This window comes from Streptomyces sp. NEAU-W12, assembly GCF_026242095.1.
Lineage (GTDB): Bacteria > Actinomycetota > Actinomycetes > Streptomycetales > Streptomycetaceae > Streptomyces.
In genome coordinates this window covers 134,315-154,327 of sequence record NZ_JAPJDM010000001.1, presented here as the reverse complement: position 1 = coordinate 154,327, position 20,013 = coordinate 134,315, and the positions used below count along the sequence as shown (strand labels likewise).

General features: G+C 71.0%; 16 protein-coding genes. 7 read left to right on the top strand and 9 right to left on the bottom strand.

Going from position 1 to position 20,013, the window contains the following annotated elements:
• Positions 1-145: 145 nt before the first annotated feature.
• Together ORI94_RS00655 and ORI94_RS00650 are read right to left on the bottom strand one after the other, a co-directional pair.
• Positions 146-1,102, bottom strand: a complete 957-nt coding sequence (locus ORI94_RS00655) for a Bro-N domain-containing protein (protein ID WP_266071695.1) — start codon at positions 1,100-1,102, stop codon at positions 146-148.
• 204 nt (positions 1,103-1,306) lie between these two features.
• On the bottom strand, positions 1,307-2,206 hold the full coding sequence (locus tag ORI94_RS00650; protein ID WP_266071687.1) for a D-alanyl-D-alanine carboxypeptidase family protein: 900 nt from the start codon (positions 2,204-2,206) through the stop codon (positions 1,307-1,309).
• 185 nt (positions 2,207-2,391) lie between these two features.
• Here ORI94_RS00650 and ORI94_RS00645 point away from each other — a divergent pair, with 185 nt between their 5' ends.
• Together ORI94_RS00645 and ORI94_RS00640 are read left to right on the top strand one after the other, a co-directional pair.
• Positions 2,392-3,045 carry a GntR family transcriptional regulator gene (locus ORI94_RS00645; protein WP_266071686.1) on the top strand — a complete coding sequence of 218 codons (654 nt, stop codon included), beginning with the start codon at positions 2,392-2,394 and terminating at the stop codon, positions 3,043-3,045.
• Positions 3,042-4,349 (top strand): MFS transporter, encoded by a 1,308-nt coding sequence (locus ORI94_RS00640; RefSeq protein WP_266071685.1) that lies wholly within the window; start codon positions 3,042-3,044, stop codon positions 4,347-4,349. The genes ORI94_RS00645 and ORI94_RS00640 overlap by 4 nt, the downstream gene beginning before the upstream one ends.
• A 332-nt stretch (positions 4,350-4,681) precedes the next feature.
• On the opposite strand, the gene ORI94_RS00635 is transcribed toward ORI94_RS00640, so the two are convergent.
• Positions 4,682-5,506, bottom strand: coding sequence for a maleylpyruvate isomerase family mycothiol-dependent enzyme (locus ORI94_RS00635; RefSeq protein ID WP_266071684.1), 825 nt, complete (start codon positions 5,504-5,506; stop codon positions 4,682-4,684).
• Between the two features lie 217 nt (positions 5,507-5,723).
• Here ORI94_RS00635 and ORI94_RS00630 point away from each other — a divergent pair, with 217 nt between their 5' ends.
• Complete coding sequence (locus ORI94_RS00630; protein WP_266071683.1) at positions 5,724-6,542, top strand: carbon-nitrogen family hydrolase; 819 nt, start codon at positions 5,724-5,726, stop codon at positions 6,540-6,542.
• Positions 6,543-6,720: 178 nt separating this feature from the next.
• Here ORI94_RS00630 and ORI94_RS00625 read toward each other — a convergent pair whose 3' ends face one another.
• From ORI94_RS00625 to ORI94_RS00610, 4 genes are all read right to left on the bottom strand, one after another.
• Positions 6,721-7,212: an LURP-one-related/scramblase family protein gene (locus tag ORI94_RS00625; RefSeq protein ID WP_266071682.1), complete on the bottom strand. Its 492-nt coding sequence runs from the start codon at positions 7,210-7,212 to the stop codon at positions 6,721-6,723.
• A gap of 99 nt (positions 7,213-7,311) precedes the next feature.
• Positions 7,312-7,560 carry a DUF6458 family protein gene (locus ORI94_RS00620; protein ID WP_042163067.1) on the bottom strand — a complete coding sequence of 83 codons (249 nt, stop codon included), beginning with the start codon at positions 7,558-7,560 and terminating at the stop codon, positions 7,312-7,314.
• A gap of 146 nt (positions 7,561-7,706) precedes the next feature.
• Positions 7,707-9,053 (bottom strand): M18 family aminopeptidase, encoded by a 1,347-nt coding sequence (locus tag ORI94_RS00615; protein ID WP_266071681.1) that lies wholly within the window; start codon positions 9,051-9,053, stop codon positions 7,707-7,709.
• A gap of 179 nt (positions 9,054-9,232) precedes the next feature.
• The gene (locus ORI94_RS00610) at positions 9,233-11,059 is read right to left on the bottom strand and encodes an acyl-CoA dehydrogenase (protein ID WP_266071680.1); all 1,827 of its coding nucleotides are present in this window, start codon (positions 11,057-11,059) and stop codon (positions 9,233-9,235) included.
• 224 nt (positions 11,060-11,283) lie between these two features.
• On the opposite strand from ORI94_RS00610, the gene ORI94_RS00605 reads away from it, so the two are divergent.
• Positions 11,284-11,754 carry an SseB family protein gene (locus ORI94_RS00605; protein WP_266071679.1) on the top strand — a complete coding sequence of 157 codons (471 nt, stop codon included), beginning with the start codon at positions 11,284-11,286 and terminating at the stop codon, positions 11,752-11,754.
• Between the two features lie 132 nt (positions 11,755-11,886).
• Here the strand turns inward: ORI94_RS00605 and ORI94_RS00600 are convergent, their stop codons facing one another.
• Complete coding sequence (locus ORI94_RS00600) at positions 11,887-12,639, bottom strand: MerR family transcriptional regulator (protein WP_266071678.1); 753 nt, start codon at positions 12,637-12,639, stop codon at positions 11,887-11,889.
• 166 nt (positions 12,640-12,805) lie between these two features.
• Between ORI94_RS00600 and ORI94_RS00595 the strand changes: the two genes are divergently transcribed.
• Positions 12,806-14,317, top strand: coding sequence for an alpha/beta hydrolase (locus ORI94_RS00595; protein WP_266071677.1), 1,512 nt, complete (start codon positions 12,806-12,808; stop codon positions 14,315-14,317).
• Positions 14,318-14,710: 393 nt separating this feature from the next.
• On the top strand, positions 14,711-15,691 hold the full coding sequence (locus ORI94_RS00590) for a pirin family protein (protein ID WP_266071676.1): 981 nt from the start codon (positions 14,711-14,713) through the stop codon (positions 15,689-15,691).
• Between the two features lie 155 nt (positions 15,692-15,846).
• Here the strand turns inward: ORI94_RS00590 and ORI94_RS00585 are convergent, their stop codons facing one another.
• Positions 15,847-18,078, bottom strand: a complete 2,232-nt coding sequence (locus ORI94_RS00585; protein ID WP_266071675.1) for a SpoIIE family protein phosphatase — start codon at positions 18,076-18,078, stop codon at positions 15,847-15,849.
• 170 nt (positions 18,079-18,248) lie between these two features.
• Between ORI94_RS00585 and aspS the strand changes: the two genes are divergently transcribed.
• Positions 18,249-20,012: an aspartate--tRNA ligase gene (gene aspS, locus ORI94_RS00580; protein ID WP_266071674.1), complete on the top strand. Its 1,764-nt coding sequence runs from the start codon at positions 18,249-18,251 to the stop codon at positions 20,010-20,012.
• Position 20,013: the final 1 nt, after the last annotated feature.

Genomic DNA, 20,013 nt, shown 5'->3' with positions numbered 1-20,013 from the left:
ACACGGCCGTGTCGGCGAGCTCGAGCGGTCCTGGAGCAGCCGAAGCGGTCGATGTCCTGGGCGTGAGGGCCAGGAACCGAGTAGGTTCGTCACAGGAGGGGCGCCGCAAGTTGGAGTTGCGGCGCCCCTCCTGCTGCGCCCGGGCTCAGACCTGATGGAGCACGTACACCGGAGCGCCGTTCCCGGACCCGCCCCGCGGGCGAATGCAGGCGTGCTCGCGCAGCAGCCGGAGGCATTCGTTGACACGGCGCACGGAAATCCCCGTACGGGCGGCGATCGACTCCGGGGGCTCGCGCAGCTCCCCCTTCTCGACGAGCACCGGGGCGATCACCACGGCCACCGCCCACACGTCCTCGGTCACGGACAGCCGCTGCCGCCAGTCGGCCAGCACCGACTCGGTGGTGGGCAGCGCGGTGAGGTGGCCCTGGGGTGTCCGACGTTCGAGGACGAGGGTGTCGAACCGGTCCGCGATACGTTCCATCGCCCGGACCATGGCCTGCTGCACGTCGAGGGCGGCCTGTTGCGTGGCCAGCATCTCCCTGTGCAACGCGATCGATTCGCGCTGCCCGCCGACCAGCTCCTCATCCAGCTGGAGGTTGTGCGCTTCCAGCCGGACGATGGCCTCGGCGACCTGTTCCCGCATGGCGTAGGCGACGGGGGCACCCGGTTCGGCAGGCTGCACCTCGGCCTCCGCCAAGGTGTAGTGACCTTTCCGCTGCACGGTCTCGATCACCTCGGCCACCCACTGCTTGAAGGGTGCGCAGGCCGGTTTGGTGCAGGCGTTGACGAGGAGGATGAGACCTCTCAGAGAGAGGACGTTCAGGTCTCGACGCCACTGCCTACCTGCGGGAATGCTGAGACCGTAAGCTCCGGCTACGGTCTCGGGAATCTCTCGGTGCTCGTCGGGGACGTGATCGGCGAGCGCCTGCCGGGAGTTGGTGTGTCCCAGTTCCTTGCAGACATCCACCGCCGGAAACCAGTGCGTCCCGTCCGGCACGGTCAGCCTCCGTACCCGGGCGCCGGTAGCCGCGTGCACAAAGTCGCTGACGTCGATCGCCTCGTACTGCCCGGCAGAGTTCTGCCGTTTGCTCGGTTCGTTCACGTGAACCACCTCCGTCGCGGAACGTAGAGCGGGGCGGAGGGCATATGCCAGCTGGTTCGAGGATGTTCACGACTGCGAGCAAAGATGATCGAAACCGCTGTACCGGCCGGCGGGAGTGTGTGGGACGGACGGCGGCGTGCGGCAGGGAAAAGGGGCCCACCGGGATCGGTGAGCCCCGTGACGGCCCGCGTACCGCCGAGGGGATCAGATCCTGCCGAAGCCGTAGTTCATGATCTTCTTGGCGTCCGTTTCGCGCTGCGTGGACCCCGTCGAGGCCAGGACCGTGCCGATGACGGTCCTGCCGTTGCGCGTCGCGGCGAAGACCAGGCAGTACTTGGCCTCCGGGCCCGAGCCGGTCTTCACGCCGGTCGTGCCGCTGTAACCGCTGAGCAGCCCGTTGGTGTTGGTCCACGGCGCCATCGTGCGGGTGCTGCCCGTCTTCGTGACGGTCTTCGCCGTGTACTTCTTCGTCTTGACGATCGCGCGGAACGTGGAGCTCTTCATCGCGCTGCTCGCGATCTTCGTCAGATCGCGCGGCGTGGAGTAGTTCTTGCCCTTGCCGATGCCGTCGAACGAGTCGAAGTTGGTGTTCTTCAGGCCCAGTTTCTTCGCGTCGGCGTTCATCTTGCCGATGAAGGACTTCACGCGCGCGGCCCGCGTCGAGCCGGTGCCGAACTTGTCGGCCAGCGCGTACGCCGCGTCGCAGCCGGACGGCAGCATCAGGCCGTACAGCAGCTGGCGCACGGTGACCTTGTCGCCGACGATCAGCCGTGCGGACGACGCGTTGTTCGCCACGATGTAGTCGCTGTAGGCCATCTGGATCGTGACCTTGGAGTTCAGGTTCAGGTTCTTCTGCGCGAGCACGACCTTCGCGGTCATGATCTTCGTCGTGGAACCGGTCGAACGCCGGGTGTCCGCGGCCTTGGTGTAGAGGGACTTGCCGTTCGCGTGGTTCATCACGAAGCCGCCCTTGGCGGCGATCGTGGGCGCGGCGGCGGCCTGCGCGGGCGCCGCGTGGAGGGCGCCGGAGGCCAGCACGACGCCGGTGGTCACGGCGGCGCCGACGGCTCTGCGGACCCGGATGCCTTGAATGTCGATGTTCAAGTGAGATACCCCGATTGTATTGAATGTCCCATTGCTGTGGCCGACTTGAGGCGCGACCGGGAGGGGCCGCACGAGTCTGACACGTAGGCGGGGCGGATGGTTGTACGGGAAGGCCGGGGCCGCTTCCGGGGTCCGCATCGTGGACGGAGGCATTCTTGGGTACGTGTTGTATCTATCCTGTCGGCATGAGTCCGGTCCCCGTGAAGCAACCCCCTGCCGCCGATCGCGTCTACGCCCACGTCAAGCGGGGTGTCCTGGAGCGTCGCTACGAGGGCGGCGCGCTGTTGACCGAGGGGGAGCTGGCCGAGGCCGTCGGGGTCTCGCGCACGCCGGTGCGCGAGGCGCTGCTGCGGCTGGAGGTCGAGGGACTGATCCGTCTCTACCCGAAGAAGGGCGCCCTCGTCCTGCCCGTCTCGGCGCAGGAGATCACCGACGTCGTCGAGACCCGGCTGCTCGTCGAGGAGCACGCGGTACGCAAGGCCGTCCCCGCGCCGCCGGGGCTCATCGAGCGGCTGGAGGCCCTGCTCGCCCGGCAGAAGGAGCAGGCCGCCGCCGGTGACTTCGCCGCCGCGTCCGTCACCGACCGCTGTTTCCACGCCGAGATCGTCCGCAGCGGCGGCAACGAGATCCTCTCCCGTCTCTACGACCAGCTCCGCGACCGTCAGCTGCGCATGGGGGTCGCCGTCATGCACTCGCACCCCGACCGCATCGCCAAGACCCTCTCCGAGCACCAGGAGATCCTCGAGGCGCTGCGCGCGGGGGACCCGGACGCGGCCGCCGCGGTCGTGGGCCGGCACGTCGGCTGGTTCTCCCACCTGGCCCGGGGAGAAGTGCGATGAGCGGTACAGGAGGTACGGGTGCGCTGCCCGGGGACCCTCCGGGCGGGCGGCGCGCCCTGGTGATGTGGGGGATCGGCGTCTCGGTCTACTTCGTCGCCGTCACCTTCCGTACGTCCCTGGGCGTGGCCGGCCTCGACGCGGCCGACCGCTTCGGCGTCAACGCCTCCGCCCTGTCCACCTTCTCCATCCTCCAGCTGCTGGTCTACGCGGGCATGCAGATACCCGTCGGACTGCTCGTCGACCGGCTCGGCACCAGGAGGGTGCTGGGCATCGGCGTCGTGCTGTTCACCGTCGGGCAGCTCGGCTTCGCCCTCTCCCCGTCGTACGGCATGGCGCTCGCCTCCCGGGCCCTGCTCGGCTGCGGGGACGCCATGACGTTCATCAGCGTGCTGCGGCTGGGCGGCCGGTGGTTCCCGGCCCGGCGCGGGCCGCTGATCGGGCAGTTCGCCGGACTGGCCGGCATGGCGGGCAACCTCGTCTCCACCCTGGTCCTGGCCCGGCTGCTGCACGGCATCGGCTGGACGGCCGCCTTCGGGGGCAGCGCGCTCGCCGGTGTCGCGGTGTTCGTCCTGCTCGTCCTGTTCCTGAAGGACCACCCCGAGGGCCACGGGCCCGGCCCCGTCCCGCACCGGGGCGCGGCCTACGTACGCCGGCAGATCGCCGCCTCCTGGCGCGAACCGGGGACCCGGCTCGGGATGTGGGTGCACTTCACCACGCAGTTCCCGGCGATGGTGTTCCTGCTGCTGTGGGGCATGCCGTACCTCGTCGAGGCGCAGGGGCTGTCCCGGGCCACCGCCGGTGAGCTGCTCACCCTCGTGGTGCTGTCCAACATGGTCTTCGGGCTGGTCTACGGTCAGGTCATCGGCCGTCACCACGGTGCGCGGCTGCCCCTGGCCCTCGGGACGGTGGGGGCGACGGCCCTGCTGTGGGCCCTCACGCTGGCCTACCCGGCCGAGACGGCGCCGATGTGGCTGCTCGTGGTGCTGTGCACGGTGCTGGGCGCCTGCGGGCCGGCCTCGATGATCGGCTTCGACTTCTCCCGCCCGGTGAACCCGCCGGAGCGGCAGGGCACGGCGTCCGGCATCACCAACATGGGCGGTTTCGTCGCCTCCATGACCACCCTGTTCGCCGTCGGTGCCCTGCTGGACGCCACCGGCGGGGACTACGGCGTCGCCTTCACCGCCGTCTTCGTCCTCCAGGCCCTCGGGCTCACCCAGATCCTGCGGCTGCGCGGGCAGGCGGCGCGCAGGGAGCGGGAACGGCTGGTCGCCAGCAGGGTGGAGAGCGTGCACGTGCCGGTGTAGGGACGCGGGAGCGCCCGGTGGTGGGAACGCCCGGTGGGGCAGCGCCGGGCGCCGGCCATGGGCCCCGCGCCTCCACCGCCCCTGGCCGGCGGACCCGGCGCCTGTCGCGGAAGTGGCGCGTGCCGTGCGACGCCCGGCACGCACTCCCGGCGTCCCGGCACGCACACTCCCGGCGCACCGTCCGAAAGCCCGGGTGCGCCCGCCCGGTACGAGGGCTTCCGGGCGGCACGCCCCGAGCACGCTCCCCCGAGCTCTCGGCTTCGCTCGAGCAGGCGGCCCCATGACGTCGCACGGCCGCCCTCCGGGCGACGACGCCCCTTTCGCGAAAGGCCTCAGGGCGTCACCGCGAAGTGGCGCAGGATCGCCGCCGCCAGCTCCGGGTCGCCCTCCGTCTTCACCCGGTCCGACACCGCGTCCGGCGTCACCCGGCCGCAGGCGAGGCGGACGTACGTCTCCCAGTCGAGGACGAGGGTGACGGCCGGGCCGAGGGCCGGGGCGGTCTCCAGCGTGCCGCGGCCCTGGATGTCGACGCGGACGGTGCGCAGGAACTCCACGGGGCCGTGGACGTCGATGACCACGGCCGAGCTGCGCGGTGCCTGGGCCTTCTCGGCGACCACCCGCGGCAGCTCGGCGAGCAGCACGTCGCGGGCGATGTGCGCGCCGGGGGAGTCGAGGTTGCCGGGGCGGCCGAGGGCCGTCCGCAGGTCCTGCTCGTGCACCCACACGTCGAACGCGTGCCGGCGCATGGACTCCTCCAGTGTGAGCTCCGAGCCGAGCGGGCCGCGCACCGTTCTGCCCGGCTCACGCGACTCGTTCCGCAGCTGGCGGCTGCGGCGGATGACGACGTACTCCAGCTCGGAGGTCATCTCCGGCGCCGTGTGGTGGCGGCGTACGTCGACCTGGATCTCCGTGTAGCGCTGCCGGTCGTTGGTGACGTGGAACAGGTCGCGCGGCAGGGTGTGGATGGGGCGGGGGTCGCCCAGCATCTCGGTGTCCAGTCCGATGACGTGGGAGACCACATCGCGGACCGACCACCCCGGGCACGGTGTCCGCCGGTTCCAGTCGGCCTCCACGAGCGGCTGCACCAGCTCGGATATCGCCTCGACGGAGTGGTTCCAGGCGTCGGCGTAGGGCTGGAGGGTGGGATGCAGACTCACGGAACGGGACCCCTCGGCGGTCGGTACACGGGCGGTTGCGGCGGCGGTGCCAGTGGGCGGTGGCTGCACTCGGCGGGCGTCTCGGGACTCCCCCGGTTCTCGGCTACGCTCGAACCGGGAGGGCCCCCAAGTTACGCTGCGGTGAGGCACCCCGGCAGTGCTTTCGTGTGACGATCGTAGGCCGTGCCGACGAGTCGAATGCCAGGACGGTGGTATTGTGCGCGCTTCGTTGCTCCAAGTCGCCGTGAACGAGGGCGAATCGGTCGAATCCCGTCGGCGCAGGGTCGCCGCTCTGGTACGGGAGCAGGCCGGAGCCGACCTCGTCGTCCTGCCGGAACTGTGGACGACCGGCGCGTTCGCCTACGAGGACTTCGCGCGCGAGGCGGAGACCCTCGGCGGGCCGACCCGCGAGGCGATGGCCGCGGCCGCGCGCGACGCGGGCGTGTGGCTGCACGCGGGATCCGTCCCGGAGCGGGGCGCCGCCGACGGCGGTTCCCCGGCGGGTGACGGGCCGCTCCACAACACCTCGCTCGTCTTCTCCCCCGCCGGCGACCTGGCCGCCGTCTACCGCAAGATCCACCGCTTCGGCTTCGACCAGGGCGAGGCCGTGCTGATGAGCGCGGGCGACGCGCTGGTGACGGTGGAGCTGCCGCACACCACGCTCGGTGTGGCGACCTGCTACGACCTCCGCTTCCCCGAACTCTTCCGCGGCCTGGTCGACGCCGGTGCCGAGACGCTCGTCGTCCCGGCCGGCTGGCCGGACCGCCGCCGGTCCCACTGGACGCTGCTGGCGCGGGCACGCGCCGTGGAGAACCAGGCGTTCGTCCTCGCGTGCGGAACGGCCGGGGCCCACGCCGGGGTCCCGCAGGCGGGTCACTCGATCGTGGTCGACCCGTGGGGAGAGGTCCTGGCCGAGGCGGGCCCCGGCGAGCAGGTCCTCACGGTCGACTTCGACCCGGCAGAGGTCGCGAAGACCCGCGACCGGTTCCCGGCCCTCAAGGACCGCGTCCTCGGCCTGGACCGCCCGCACCCCTGACTCCCCGGCCGGAGCGGGCGGGCGACCCCCAGGGGTCTGGGCGGGGGCGGAGGGCGGCCGCCCGGCGCCCCGTGCGTGCTCCCGGTGTGCCTCCCGGGGCCCACGTGCCCAACGTGCTCGGGCTGTCGGGCGGTGTGCGGCGGGGTGGCGTGCCCGGGTGCCGCTCCGGCGGCAGGCCCTAGTCCTCCCGCTCCTTCTCCGCCAGGTGGATCACGCAGACCGCCACCGAGATCAGCAGCGCCGGGTCCGCGTCGTCCCGCACGACGTCGACGCCGTACGTCTCCCGGATGTGCCGCCAGCGCCGTGAGATCACGGCGAGCAGCTCACCGTCGTACTCCACGGCGAACTCACGGTCGAGGATCTTGCCGCTGACGTCCAGCTCGGTGCCGTCCCTCAGGGCGACCCGGTAGTGGTTGCGCAGCAGGGACAGCCGCTTGCGCCGGATCGTCGCCAGGTCCTCGCCGTCCCGCTCGATCACCATGGTGTCGCGCAGGGCGAGCATCTTCTTGCGGATGTCGATGAGGACGCGGCCCTGGACGTCCTTCAGTTCGAACGTGTCCCGCAGCCGCATCGCCTTGCCGTCGACGAGGAAGACCTTGTTGCCCCGGTCGTCCTCGATCCAGTAGTCGTCACCGATCCCGAGGATCCGGTCGCGTACGAGGAATCTCATGACACCAGGCGTGCCCTCTCTCCGGTGTGCCGATGCAGCCGCTGGGCCGATTGACGGAGCCCGGACCCGGGCAGGACCCGGGCCGGGCTCGACGTCCCGTCAGACCCCGTACCCGTCGCTGTAGCCGTCACGGGTGTGCGGGCGGGTGTCCTCGACGACCGGCGTGGCGGGCGGTACGACGACGCGCCTGCGCCGCGCGATGCTGCTGAAGGTCGCCACACCGATCAGGCCGACGACCATCAGGATGACGCCGACCAGGTCCAGGTTGACCCCCTGCATGTCCCAGTCGGTCGCGAAGGTGAGGATCGCTCCCGTGGCGATCAGGATGATGCACCCTCCGAGTCCCATGAGTGCCGCCTTCCCGGCCGGTGCCTCCGGCTCTTCCCCGGTCCTTCCGGTTGCCTCCGGGTACCCGGACCGTCATCACTCATGCGTCGGAAGCGAGTTGGCCTCCTGCCCGAGGACGCGGCTCTCGGGCAGGAGGCCGACCCGCCCTACCCGTCCAGGAACGCGGTCAGCGCGTTCGCCAACAGGAACGGGTCCCTCGCACCGCACAGTTCGCGCGCGCTGTGCATCGACAGGATGGCCACACCGATGTCGACGGTCCTGATGCCGTGCCGGGCCGCGGTGATCGGACCGATGGTGGTGCCGCACGGCATGGAGTTGTTGGAGACGAACGACTGGAAGGGCACCCCCGCCCTCTCGCAGGCCGCCGCGAACACGGACCGGCCCGAACCGTCCGTGGCATAGCGGTTGTTGACGTTGACCTTGAGGATCGGGCCGCCGTCGACGCGCGGGTGGTGCGTGGGGTCGTGCCGCTCCGCGTAGTTGGGGTGGACGGCGTGTCCGGTGTCCGAGGAGAGGCAGACGGTTCCGGCGAAGGCGCGTGCCCGGTCCTCGTACGAGCCGCCGCGGGCGAACACCGAGCGCTCCAGCACGCCGCCGAGCAGCGGCCCGTCCGCACCGGTGTCGGACTGGGAACCGTTCTCCTCGTGGTCGAAGGCGGCGAGGACGGGGATGTGGGACAGGCCCGTCCCGGCCGCGGCCGCCGCCGTCAGCGCGGCCGTGCCGGCGTGCACGGACAGCAGGTTGTCCATGCGCGGGCCGGCCAGCAGCTCCTTGTCGCGGCCCAGGTACGCCGGCGGCTCCACGGAGTGCACCATCAGGTCCCAGCCGGTGACCTCGCCGGACGGGACCCCGGCGGTCTCCTCCAGGAAGGCGATCAGGTCGCCGTCGCGCACGTCCTCGCCCAGGCCCCAGACCGGCTGCATGTGGCGCTGCTTGTCGAGCTTGAGGCCGTCGGCGTTGACCGAGCGGTCCAGGTGGATGGCGAGCTGCGGGACACGCAGCAGCGGACGGTCGACGTTCACCAGCCGGGTCGAACCGTCCCGCAGGGACAGCCGGCCGGCCAGGCCCAGGTCGCGGTCGAGCCAGGAGTTGAGCAGCGGTCCGCCGTAGATCTCCACGGCCACCTGGCGCCAGCCCTGCGTCCCGCTGTCGGGCCGCGGCTTCACCCGCAGGTTGGGGGAGTCGGTGTGGGCGCCGACGATCCGGAACGGCGTGTGGGGGGCCGCGCCCTCGGGCACGTACCAGGCGATGATCGCGCCGCCGCGCAGTACGTACCTGCCGCCGGCCGTCCCGTCCCAGGCGTCCGTCTCCACGACCTGCCGGAAGCCCGCCTTCTCCAGCCGCTCGGCGGCGTTCGCCACCGCGTGGTACGGCGTGGGTGAGGCGGCGAGGAAGGCCACGAGGTCGTCGGTGTGGCCGCGGTCGAAGGCGAGAGGGGCGCGCGCAGCGCTCCGTGGAGCGGCGGCGGGAGACGGGCGGGCGGGTTCGCTCATGGGTTCACCTTAACGAGGGCGCGGGCCCGCCCCACGAGGGCGAGGGCCCGCTTCCCCGTGCGGAAGCGGGCCCTCGTACCGGCTCGGGCGGTTCTCGGACGGTCCCGGAGAGGACCGCCCGGGCCCGGAGAGGACCGGGCGGACCCCCTCCGGTCTGTGCCGGGAGGTCCGAAGGCGTCCTAGAAGGCCGCCTCGTCCAGCTCCATCAGGTCCAGCTCGACGCCTTCGGCGATCCTGCGGGCCAGGGTGACGCCGGGGAGTACGTTGGCCGCGAAGAACTTCGCCGCGGCGATCTTGCCGGTGTAGAAGGGGACGTCCTTGCCGGAGGCCGTCTGGAGCTTCTCGGCGGCGACCGCGGCACCCCGCAGGAGCAGGTAGCCGACGATGACGTCGCCGGAGGCCATCAGCAGGCGGGTGGTGTTCAGACCCACCTTGTAGATGTTCTTGACGTCCTGCTCGGTGGCCGCGAGGTCGGTGAGCATCAGGCCGACGAGGGCCTCCAGCTCGACGGTGGCCTTGGACAGGTGCTCGCGGGCGCCCGCCAGTTCCTCACCGCCGGTGCCGAGGGCGAGGAACTGCTTGATGTCCTCGGCGACCGAGTTCAGGGCCGCGCCCTGGTTGCGGACGATCTTCCGGAAGAAGTAGTCCTGGCCCTGGATCGCGGTGGTGCCCTCGTACAGGGTGTCGATCTTGGAGTCGCGGATGTACTGCTCGATCGGGTACTCCTGCAGGAAGCCGGACCCGCCGAAGGTCTGCAGCGACTGGGCGAGCTGCTCGTAGCCCTTCTCGGAGCCGTAGCCCTTGACGATCGGCAGGAGCAGGTCGTTGAGCGCGTGCTCGGCCGAGGTGTCCTCGCCGGCCGCCGCCTTGACCGCGATCGTGTCCTGCACCGAGGCGGTGTGCAGGACGAGCGCGCGCATGCCCTCCGCGTACGCCTTCTGCGTCATCAGCGAGCGGCGCACGTCGGGGTGGTGGGTGATGGTGACCTTGGGCGCGGACTTGTCCATGAAGTTCGCGAGGTCCGGGCCCTGGACGCGCTCCCTGGCGTACTCCAGCGCGTTGAGGTAACCGGTGGAGAGGGTGGAGATCGCCTTCGTGCCGACCATCATGCGGGCGAACTCGATGATGCGGAACATCTGGCGGATGCCGTCGTGCTTGTCGCCGATCAGCCAGCCCTTGGCGGGGTGCCGGTCGCCGAAGGTCATCTCGCAGGTGTTGGACGCCTTCAGGCCCATCTTGTGCTCGACGTTCGTGGCGTAGACGCCGTTGCGCTCGCCGGGCTCGCCGCTCTCGGCGTCGAAGAGGTACTTCGGGACGAGGAAGAGGGACAGGCCCTTGGTGCCGGGTCCGGCGCCCTCGGGACGCGCGAGCACGTAGTGGAGGATGTTCTCCGACATGTCGTGCTCACCCGAGGTGATGAACCGCTTCACGCCCTCGATGTGCCAGGAGCCGTCCTCCTGCTCCACGGCCCTGGTGCGGCCGGCGCCCACGTCCGAGCCGGCGTCCGGCTCGGTGAGGACCATGGTGGAGCCCCACTGCCGCTCGACGGCGATCTGCGCGATCTTCTTCTGCGCGTCGTTGCCCTCGTCGTACAGGACCCCGGCGAAGGCGGGGCCGGAGGAGTACATCCACACGGCCGGGTTGGCGCCCAGGACCAGCTCGGCGTACGCCCAGATCAGCGAGGGGGGAGTCGTCGTGCCGCCGATGGCCTCGGGCAGGCCCAGACGCCAGTACTCGGAGTCCATGAAGGCCTGGTAGCTCTTCTTGAAGGACGCGGGAACCGGCGCGGTGCCGGTCTCCGGGTCGAAGACCGGCGGGTTGCGGTCGGCGTCGGCGAAGGACTCGGCCAGCTCGTTCTCCGAGAGGCGGGTCAGCTCCTCGAGGACGCTCTTCGCGGTGTCGACATCCATCTCTTCGAACGGTCCGGTGCCGTACAGCTTGTCGCGCCCGAGTACCTCGAACAGGTTGAACTCGATGTCGCGGAGATTGGACTTGTAGTGCCCCATGGTGACGGCTCCCGGTCCGTAGAGAGAACGGCGAGGCACTGGGTTCCTCGCACAGGTTTGCATACCAACAAGTAGCTACGATGATGCTACCCGCCAGTAATAAGAAGCAAGCCCGATCCGGCCATGTGTGACGAGAACCGCGGTTCCGCCTCTGCTCCCCCCTGTCCGTCCCTACCCGCCCGTACCCCGCCCGGCCCCGCGGTGCTCTCGGTACGCTTGCGCGCATGTACGGCTACGACCAGAACGTAGGGGCACAGCAGGGGTATGCCCCGCCGCAGCAGCAGATGCAGGGCGGCTATGGGCAGCAGCAGCAGCCGCCGTTGTACCCGGAGCCGTCCGCACCGTCGCTCGCGGACGCGGTGCGCGCCTTCACCACGGGCCAGGTGACCGCCGAGGACTTCCAGCAGGTCTTCGCGACGTCCAAGGTGTACTGCCCGCGCGGCGACAACCCGGGCTTCCTCGCCCTGCACAACACCCAGCAGCCGGTGATCCCGATGTTCACCTCGCTGAAGGAGCTGCGGCGGTACGCGGGCAAGGAGTCCAAGTACTTCGTGATCACCGGCGCCGAGGTGATCGACCTGCTGCCGACCGGCTACGGCTTCGTGCTCGACATGGAGGGCGAGCACCGGATGGTGTTCGACGCGAAGGCCGTGGAGCAGATGGTCGAGTTCGCGATGCGGCGCATGTACGGCTAGGCGGTTCCGGCTGGACCCGTCGGTCGTTGGCCCGGGCGTGCCGTTGGCTGGCGCGCGGTGGGCGCGGATCGAGCCCTTGCTCCCGGACCGCACGCCGAAGCGGCGGGGGCGAGCCCGGTCCCGGCGCAGCCCTCACTCCTGGGCGGCGTCGTCCCCGCCCTCGGCGGCGTCGTCCTCGAAGAGGATCGCGTGGACGCGTTGCAGCACGTCGAGGTGGGCGCGGTTGTAGAACTCGACCAGCGCGTGCACGACGACCGACCGCGCGACCGCCGTATCCCGGTGCGAGGAGAACTCCAGGTCGGCCAGACCTGGGTGGTCCCTGTGCTGTTGGCGGACATCGGGCGCCATCCGCTCCGCCAGCCGCTGCCGCACTTCGTCGGGAGCGTCCTCGTCGAGCGCCGCGAATTCCGCGTCGAGGTCACCGCGAGGCCTCGAGAGCTGCTCCCGGAGGGCGGCCATCGCCTCGGGGGTGAGGATGCTGGAGTAGGCCAGCAGCAGGGACCGCTGGGTATCGGGCAGGTCGTCGGCGAGTGTCCTGAAGTCCGGGGACATGTCGAGCGCGGCCCGGTTCTCCATGACGGCCGCCAGTTCCCGCCGCATCCGCTGTCGGCGTTCGATGTCCGCCGCGAGTTCGGCGTCCAGGTCCCGGAGGATCTGCCGCGCCTTCTCGTCGCCGCTCTCGACCGAGGGGACGTCCGCGAGGGCCACGCCGAGGTCGGTCAGTCTGCGGATGCGCAGCAGGCGGACCAGATGGTTGACGCCGTACCGTTTGTAGCCGTTGGACGCCCGTTCCGGCTCGTCCAGCAGGCCGATCTCGTGGTAGTGCCGGACGGTCTTGGTCGTCGTACCCGCGAGTTCCGCCAGCTGACGCGTACTCCACGCCACCAGGAGCCCTTTCTCCAGCCTCGTTCCCGGAGCCCATTCAAAACCGTGCCCCCGGGGCACGGTCAACCACTGGCCGGTTCCGCGCCGGCCGTTGTTGACCGTGCCCCAGGGGCACGGAGTGGGATGGCCGCGACCACGACCACGAACCGGTATGCGGAGACTGGACATGAAACGACAACTCAGTGTCGGCCAGAGCCTGGCCCTCCTGGTGGTCCTCGGCCTGGGCGGCTCGCTGGCCCCGGTGCCCGCCGCCGCCGAGGAGCCGAAGACGCCGCAGACGGAGTGGGGCCGGTGCCCCGACGACGTCGTGGCCGAAGCCGCTCCGACCGAGCTGCGGTGCGCCACCGTGCCCGTGCCGCTGGACTACGCCGACCCGAAGGGCGAGCAGATCGACCTCACCGTCTCCCGGCTGGCCGCCGCCGACCCGGACGAGCGGCGCGGCGTCCTCATGCTCAACCCGGGCGGCCCCGGCGGGTCCGGGCTGGCGCTGTCCGCGCTGCTGGTGGCCCGGGGCCTGCCCAGCAGCGTCACCGACCGCTACGACCTGATCGGCATGGACACCCGGGGGATCGGTCATTCCGCACCGGTCAGCTGCGGCTTCACGCAGGACGGCCCCTACAACGCCAACATCCCGCCCTACGCGGTCGACGACGCCGCGGTCACCGCGCAGGCGAAGATCGCCGAGCAGGCGGCCGAGCAGTGCGCGGACAACGACCGCGACGGCCGGCTGCGCCACCTCACCACCGCGAACACCGCCCGCGACCTGGACCGGATCCGGGCCGCGCTCGGCGAGGAGAAGACCAGCTACCTGGGCTACTCCTACGGCACGGCACTCGGCGCCGCCTACGCGTCGATGTTCCCCGAGCGCACCGACCGCGTCGTGCTCGACAGCAACATCGGAGACACCCACCTCGACCGCGACGGCATGCGCCGCTTCGCGCTCGGCATGGAGCAGACCCTGCCGGACTTCGCGCAGTGGGCCGCCCGCCGGCACGACAGCTACGGCCTGGGCCACACGCCCGAACAGGTCCGGGCGTCCTACCTCACCATCGCCGGCAGACTCGACAGGGCTCCGGTCGCGGGGATCGACGGCAACCTCTTCCGGCTCCTGACCTTCGGCCACCTGTACAAGCAGTCGCAGTACCCCACGCTGGCACAGGCCTGGCAGGCGGTGCGCGAAGGCGACGAGGCGGCGGCCCGCGCCCTGGCGACCGCCCGGGAGGAAACGGCGGACGGGACGTTGTCGCCGGTCGACAACGCGCTGACCGTGTTCCTCTCCGTCACCTGCAACGACGTCGAGTGGCCCGAGGACGTCAACACCTACCGGCGGGGCGTCGCCGAGGACCGCGAGCGCTACCCGCTGTACGGCGCCGCCACCGCCAACATCACACCGTGCGCCTTCTGGCCGCACGCCCCCGCCGAACCGCCGGTGGAGATCGACGCCGAGGGCCCGCGCAACGTGCTGCTCCTGCAGAACCGGCGGGACGCGTCGACCCCGCACCGGGGCGGGAAGATGCTGCGTCAGAAGTTCGGCGACCGGGCCCGGCTGGTCAGCGTCGACGACAGCGGGCACGGCGTCTACGTCCTGGGCAACAACTCCTGCGCGTTGAACACCGCCACGCGCTACCTCGTCGAGGGCGAGATGCCCGCGAGGGACACGTTCTGCCGCGCGGACTGACCGGCGGATGCCCAGCGGTGCTCACGCCGCCCGCGGCCCGTCCGCCGGCGGCGTCCGCAGGGCGTGCCGGGTGGGCGGCCCGATCGTGAGGTACGACGTCACTACTACCACCACCACCGTCGCCACCGCCGGAAGCGGCCGGGAGGGGGCCGTCGGTCAGGGGTGACCCGTCGGCCGGGCGGGGCCCGTCGGTCAGGGGTGACCCGGGAAACACCTGGGTCACCCCTGACCGAGGAGGACCAGGCGTTCTGCCCCGGGAGGCTACGGACGGATGGTTGTCGCCCGGCGAGGAGCCTGCCGAGCCCGGAGGGAATGCCCTCCGGGCCCTCTCTGTTGGGGGTGGCAGAAAGTTCAATGCTCAACTAAAGTGGCCGTACAAGAGGAGGTACCGACATGCCTGCAGTGACCGTCGAGAACCCGCTGGCGCTCCCCCGTGTGACCGCTTCGGCCGACGCCGCGGCACGCCCCGTGCTCACCGTCACCACCGCGCCGAGCGGTTTCGAGGGCGAGGGCTTCCCGGTGCGCCGGGCGTTCGCCGGGATCAACTACCGCCATCTCGACCCGTTCATCGTCATGGACCAGATGGGTGAGGTGGACTATGCGCCGGGGGAGCCCAAGGGGACCCCCTGGCACCCGCACCGCGGCTTCGAGACCGTCACCTACATCGTCGACGGCATCTTCGACCACCAGGACAGCCAGGGCGGCGGCGGCACCATCACCAACGGCGACACGCAGTGGATGACGGCCGGCTCGGGCCTGCTGCACATCGAGGCGCCGCCGGAGCACCTGGTCGTGTCCGGCGGGCTGTTCCACGGCCTCCAGCTGTGGGTGAACCTGCCGGCCAAGGACAAGATGATGGCGCCGCGCTACCAGGACATCCGCAGCGGCAGCGTCCAGCTGCTCACCTCCCCCGACGGCGGCGCGCTGCTCCGCGTCATCGCCGGTGAGCTGGACGGCCACGAGGGCCCCGGCATCACGCACACGCCGATCACGATGGTCCACGCGACGCTGGCGCCGGGTGCGGAGATCACCCTGCCCTGGCGCGAGGACTTCAACGGACTGGCGTACGTCATGGCCGGGCGCGGGTCGGTCGGCGCCGAGCGCCGTCCGGTCCACGTGGGGCAGACGGCCGTCTTCGGCGCCGGCGGTTCGCTGACCGTCCGCGCGGACGAGAAGCAGGACTCGAACACGCCGGACCTGGACGTCGTCCTGCTCGGCGGCCGCCCGATCCGCGAGCCGATGGCCCACTACGGCCCGTTCGTGATGAACACCCGGGAGGAGCTCCAGCAGGCCTTCGACGACTTCCAGAAGGGCCGCCTGGGCACCGTCCCGGCCGTGCACGGCATGTCGGCATCGGGACCGCAGGAGTCCTGACCTGCCGAGTGCGCGGTGGCCCCGTCCGTTCCCGGGCGGGGCCACCGGTCGGTCCCGGCACTGCGCGCGGTTCCGGGCGGTGGTGGCTCCCGTACCGCTCGCCCTGCTCGGTACGGCGCTCCTGCGGCCGCCGCACCGGAGGGCGACGAGGGCCTTCACGGGGTGGCGCGGTTCTCGTGAAGCCTGCGTTCCTCGTGAAGCCTGCGTTCCTCGTGGGGAGTCGGGGCAGCGGCCCTCTCGGCCCCGCCGGTCCCGTCGGCCCCCTCCGGGGGGGAGTCCGACTCGTCCAGCTCGAACCAGATGCTCTTGCCCGTGCCGCGCGGGGTGACGCCCCAGGTGTGGGCCAGGAGTTCGATCAGGAGCAGGCCGCGGCCGGAAGAGGCCAGCTCGCCCGGCGTGCGGATGTGCGGGAGGTCGGCACCCCCGTCGGTGACCTCGATGTGTATCCGGCGGCCCTCGGGCCCGCCGAGGATCTCGGCTTCGAGGAGGGCGTCGGCGTCGGTGTGCACGAGAACGTTGGTGAGCACCTCCGACAGGAGCAGGACCGCCGAGTCGACCTGGTCCGGCGAGCACCAGTCATGCAGCATCTCGCGCAGGTGCTGCCGGGCCTCCGCGACCCGTTCCGGCTCGGACTGCTCCACCGTCAGCATGGTGCGGCGCAGCGCCTGCCGTACCGGGCCCGGACCGGTGCCGGCGCCCGCGCCGAGGTCCTCGGCCTGCCGGGTGAGCAGCAGCAGGGCGATGTCGTCCTCGCGGCGATCGGTCAGGGGGCCGGTGGTGTGGTGCGAGGAGGGGCCGTGGACCGCCTGCACCAGGGCGTCGGCCAGTTCCTCCAGGCTGCCCTGATGGCGTTCGAGGATGGTGCGCAGTCGCCGCCAGCCGGTGTCCAGGTCGTGGCCGCCGGTCTCGATCAGACCGTCCGTGCAGATCAGCATGGTCTCGCCGGGCTCCAGGACCATGCGGGTGGTGGGGTAGTCGGCGTCCGGGACGATGCCCAGGGGAACCCCGCCGGCCGTCTGCCGGGTCAGTACGGTCGCGTCGGGCATGCGGACCGCAGGGTCGTGGTGTCCGGCGCGGGCGACGTCCAGCACTCCGCCGGCCGGGTCGACCTCGACGTACAGGCACGTCGCGTAGCGCGGATCGACGGGGTCGGCCTCGTTGATCCCGTACAGGAAGCGGGAGGCGCGGGAGAGCACGGCGTCGGGCCGGTGTCCCTCGGAGGCGTACGCCCGCAGGGCTATGCGCAACTGGCCCATGAGTCCGGCGGCCCGTACGTCGTGGCCCTGCACGTCCCCGATGACCAGGGCGAACCGTTCGTTCGGCAGCGTGATCACGTCGTACCAGTCACCGCCGACCTGGAGGCCGCCACCGGTGGGGACGTACCGGGCGGCGACGCTCATCCCCGGGATGCGCTGCGGGCCGAGCCTGGGCAGCATCGAGCGCTGCAGGTCGTTGGTGAGGGCCCGCTCGCTCTCGGCGGTGCCCGCGCGGGTCAGTGCCTGGGACAGCATCCGTGCCACGGTGGTCAGCACCGACCGCTCGTCGGGGGTGAAGGTGACCGGGTGGGCGAAGACCACCATCCAGGTGCCCATCGTGCGGCCGGACGCCGTCAGCGGCAGGAAGGCCCAGGACTGGTGGCCGAAGCGTTCGGCCAGCGGCCAGGTGAGGGGATACCGGGCCCGGTACTGCTGTGGGCTGGACACGTAGATCGCGCGGCCCGTCCGTGCCACCTCGGCGGCCGGGAAGGCCGTGTCCAGGGGCATGGAGAACGGGCCTTCGGAGTCGGGCTCCTGTCCGTGGTGGCCGATGACGGTGAGCTGGTCGCCCGTCACGCCGTACACCGCGAGTCCGTCCGGTGAGAAGCCCGGCATCGAGAGGTTCGCCGCGACCCGCAGCACCTCCTGGGTCGACCGCGCCTCGGCCAGCGCCCTGCCCGCGTCCAGCAGGAACGCCTCCCGGGACCGGCGCCAGTCGCCGGTGACCGCGCTGCGGCCGGCGGGGGTGCCGGGTGCCGGATCGGTGACCTCCTGAAGGGTCCCGGTGAGCAGGTACGCCTTGCGCAGGGGGTCGAAGGTCGGCTTGGAGCGGCTGCGCACCACCCGTACGACCTGCCCCTGGTCGTCCATGATCCGGATGCGTACCTCGGCGAGGGTGCCTTCGGCGACGGCGAGCCGGACCACACCGGTGATCTCGTTCCAGTCGACCGGGTGGAGCCGTGCCCGTACCCGGGCCTCCGTGAGGGTGACCTGCTCGGCGGGCAGCCCCAGGAGCCGTGCCGAGACCTCGTCGACCGTCACCAGCCCGGCTGCTGTGTCCCAGTGCCATCTTCCGGTCTCGACGAGGGCGAGGACGTCCCTCACGGAGGGCAGGGACTCACCAGTGCGCATTGCCCCACTTTATGGAGTCTCGGGCGGAAAATGCCACCGGCGGTGTTCACGGGAGCGGCCGGTAAAGCTGGGGCAGTGATCTTGGACCGGCCGGTAGGCTTGGGGGAGTTTCACGTGAAACAACGGCCCCGACACCAAGACCCCGATCCGCGAAGGCTGGATGAACGACGATGCATCGGTACAGGTCCCACACCTGCGGCGAGCTCCGCGCCTCTGACGTCGGCACCGACGTCCGGTTGAGCGGCTGGCTGCACAATCGGCGCGACCTGGGCGGCATCCTCTTCATCGATCTGCGCGATCACTACGGCATCACGCAGCTCGTGGCCCGTCCCGGCACGCCCGCCTACGAGGCCCTGGACCGGCTCTCCAAGGAGACCGTCGTCCGGATCGACGGCAAGGTCGTCTCCCGTGGCGCGGAGAACGTCAACCCCGAGCTGCCGACCGGCGAGGTCGAGGTCGAGGTCGGCGAGGTCGAGGTGCTGGGCGCGGCGGCTCCGCTCCCCTTCACGATCAACGCCGAGGACGGGGTCAACGAGGAGCGGCGCCTGGAGTACCGCTTCCTGGACCTGCGCCGCGAGCGCATGCACCGCAACATCCTGCTGCGGACGTCGGTGATCTCGGCCATCCGCCACAAGATGACGGCGCTGGGCTTCAACGAGATGGCGACGCCCATCCTCAGTGCCACCTCCCCCGAGGGCGCCCGCGACTTCGTCGTCCCCTCGCGTCTCCACGCGGGCAGGTTCTACGCGCTGCCGCAGGCTCCGCAGCAGTTCAAGCAGTTGCTGATGGTCTCCGGCTTCGACCGCTACTTCCAGATCGCGCCCTGCTTCCGCGACGAGGACGCCCGCGCGGACCGCTCGCCGGGCGAGTTCTACCAGCTCGACGTGGAGATGAGCTTCGTCGAGCAGGAGGACGTCTTCCAGCCGATCGAGAAGCTGATGACCGAGCTGTTCGAGGAGTTCGGCAACGGCCGCCACGTGACGTCCCCGTTCCCGCGGATCCCGTTCCGCGAGGCGATGCTGAAGTACGGCTCCGACAAGCCGGACCTGCGCGCCAAGCCGGAGCTCGTCGACATCACCGACGTCTTCGAGGGCTCGGAGTTCAAGGCGTTCGCCGGCAAGCACGTGCGCGCGCTGCCGGTGCCGGACGTCTCCGGCCAGCCGCGCAAGTTCTTCGACCAGCTCGGTGACTACGCGGTCGCGCAGGGCGCGAAGGGCCTGGCGTGGGTGCGGGTGGCCGAGGACGGCTCGCTGACCGGCCCGATCGCGAAGTTCCTCACCGAGGAGAACGTCGCCGAGCTGACCAAGCGGCTCTCGCTGGCCCCCGGCCACGCGGTGTTCTTCGGCGCGGGTGAGTTCGACGAGGTCTCGAAGATCATGGGCGCGGTCCGGGTCGAGGCCGCCAAGCGGGCCGGACAGTTCGAGGAGGACGTCTTCCGCTTCTGCTGGATCGTCGACTTCCCGATGTACGAGAAGGACCCGGACACCGGCGCGATCGACTTCTCCCACAACCCCTTCTCGATGCCGCAGGGCGGCCTGGAGGCCCTGGAGACCCAGGACCCGCTGGACATCCTGGGCTGGCAGTACGACATCGTGTGCAACGGCGTCGAGCTGTCCTCGGGTGCGATCCGGAACCACGAGCCGGACGTCATGATCAAGGCCTTCGAGATCGCGGGCTACGACCGCGAGACGGTCGAGGAGAAGTTCGCCGGCATGCTGCGCGCGTTCCGCTTCGGCGCCCCGCCGCACGGCGGCATCGCGCCCGGCATCGACCGCATCGTCATGCTGCTCGCCGACGAGCCCAGCATCCGCGAGACCATCGCCTTCCCGCTCAACGGCAACGCCCAGGACCTGATGATGGGCGCCCCGACCGAGCTGGACGAGGCCCGCCTGAAGGAACTGCACCTGACGGTGCGCAAGCCGCAGGCGAAGTAGA

What these genes read in the sequence shown, in the direction of transcription:
- ORI94_RS00645 (WP_266071686.1), top strand. Translation starts at nt 2,392, where the DNA reads ATGAGTCCGGTCCCCGTGAAGCAACCCCCTGCCGCCGATCGCGTCTAC.
- ORI94_RS00640 (WP_266071685.1), top strand. Translation starts at nt 3,042, where the DNA reads ATGAGCGGTACAGGAGGTACGGGTGCGCTGCCCGGGGACCCTCCGGGC.
- ORI94_RS00625 (WP_266071682.1), bottom strand. Translation starts at nt 7,212, where the DNA reads ATGAGATTCCTCGTACGCGACCGGATCCTCGGGATCGGTGACGACTAC.
- ORI94_RS00620 (WP_042163067.1), bottom strand. Translation starts at nt 7,560, where the DNA reads ATGGGACTCGGAGGGTGCATCATCCTGATCGCCACGGGAGCGATCCTC.
- ORI94_RS00615 (WP_266071681.1), bottom strand. Translation starts at nt 9,053, where the DNA reads ATGAGCGAACCCGCCCGCCCGTCTCCCGCCGCCGCTCCACGGAGCGCT.
- ORI94_RS00610 (WP_266071680.1), bottom strand. Translation starts at nt 11,059, where the DNA reads ATGGGGCACTACAAGTCCAATCTCCGCGACATCGAGTTCAACCTGTTC.
- ORI94_RS00605 (WP_266071679.1), top strand. Translation starts at nt 11,284, where the DNA reads ATGTACGGCTACGACCAGAACGTAGGGGCACAGCAGGGGTATGCCCCG.
- ORI94_RS00595 (WP_266071677.1), top strand. Translation starts at nt 12,806, where the DNA reads ATGAAACGACAACTCAGTGTCGGCCAGAGCCTGGCCCTCCTGGTGGTC.
- ORI94_RS00590 (WP_266071676.1), top strand. Translation starts at nt 14,711, where the DNA reads ATGCCTGCAGTGACCGTCGAGAACCCGCTGGCGCTCCCCCGTGTGACC.
- ORI94_RS00585 (WP_266071675.1), bottom strand. Translation starts at nt 18,078, where the DNA reads ATGCGCACTGGTGAGTCCCTGCCCTCCGTGAGGGACGTCCTCGCCCTC.
- aspS (WP_266071674.1), top strand. Translation starts at nt 18,249, where the DNA reads ATGCATCGGTACAGGTCCCACACCTGCGGCGAGCTCCGCGCCTCTGAC.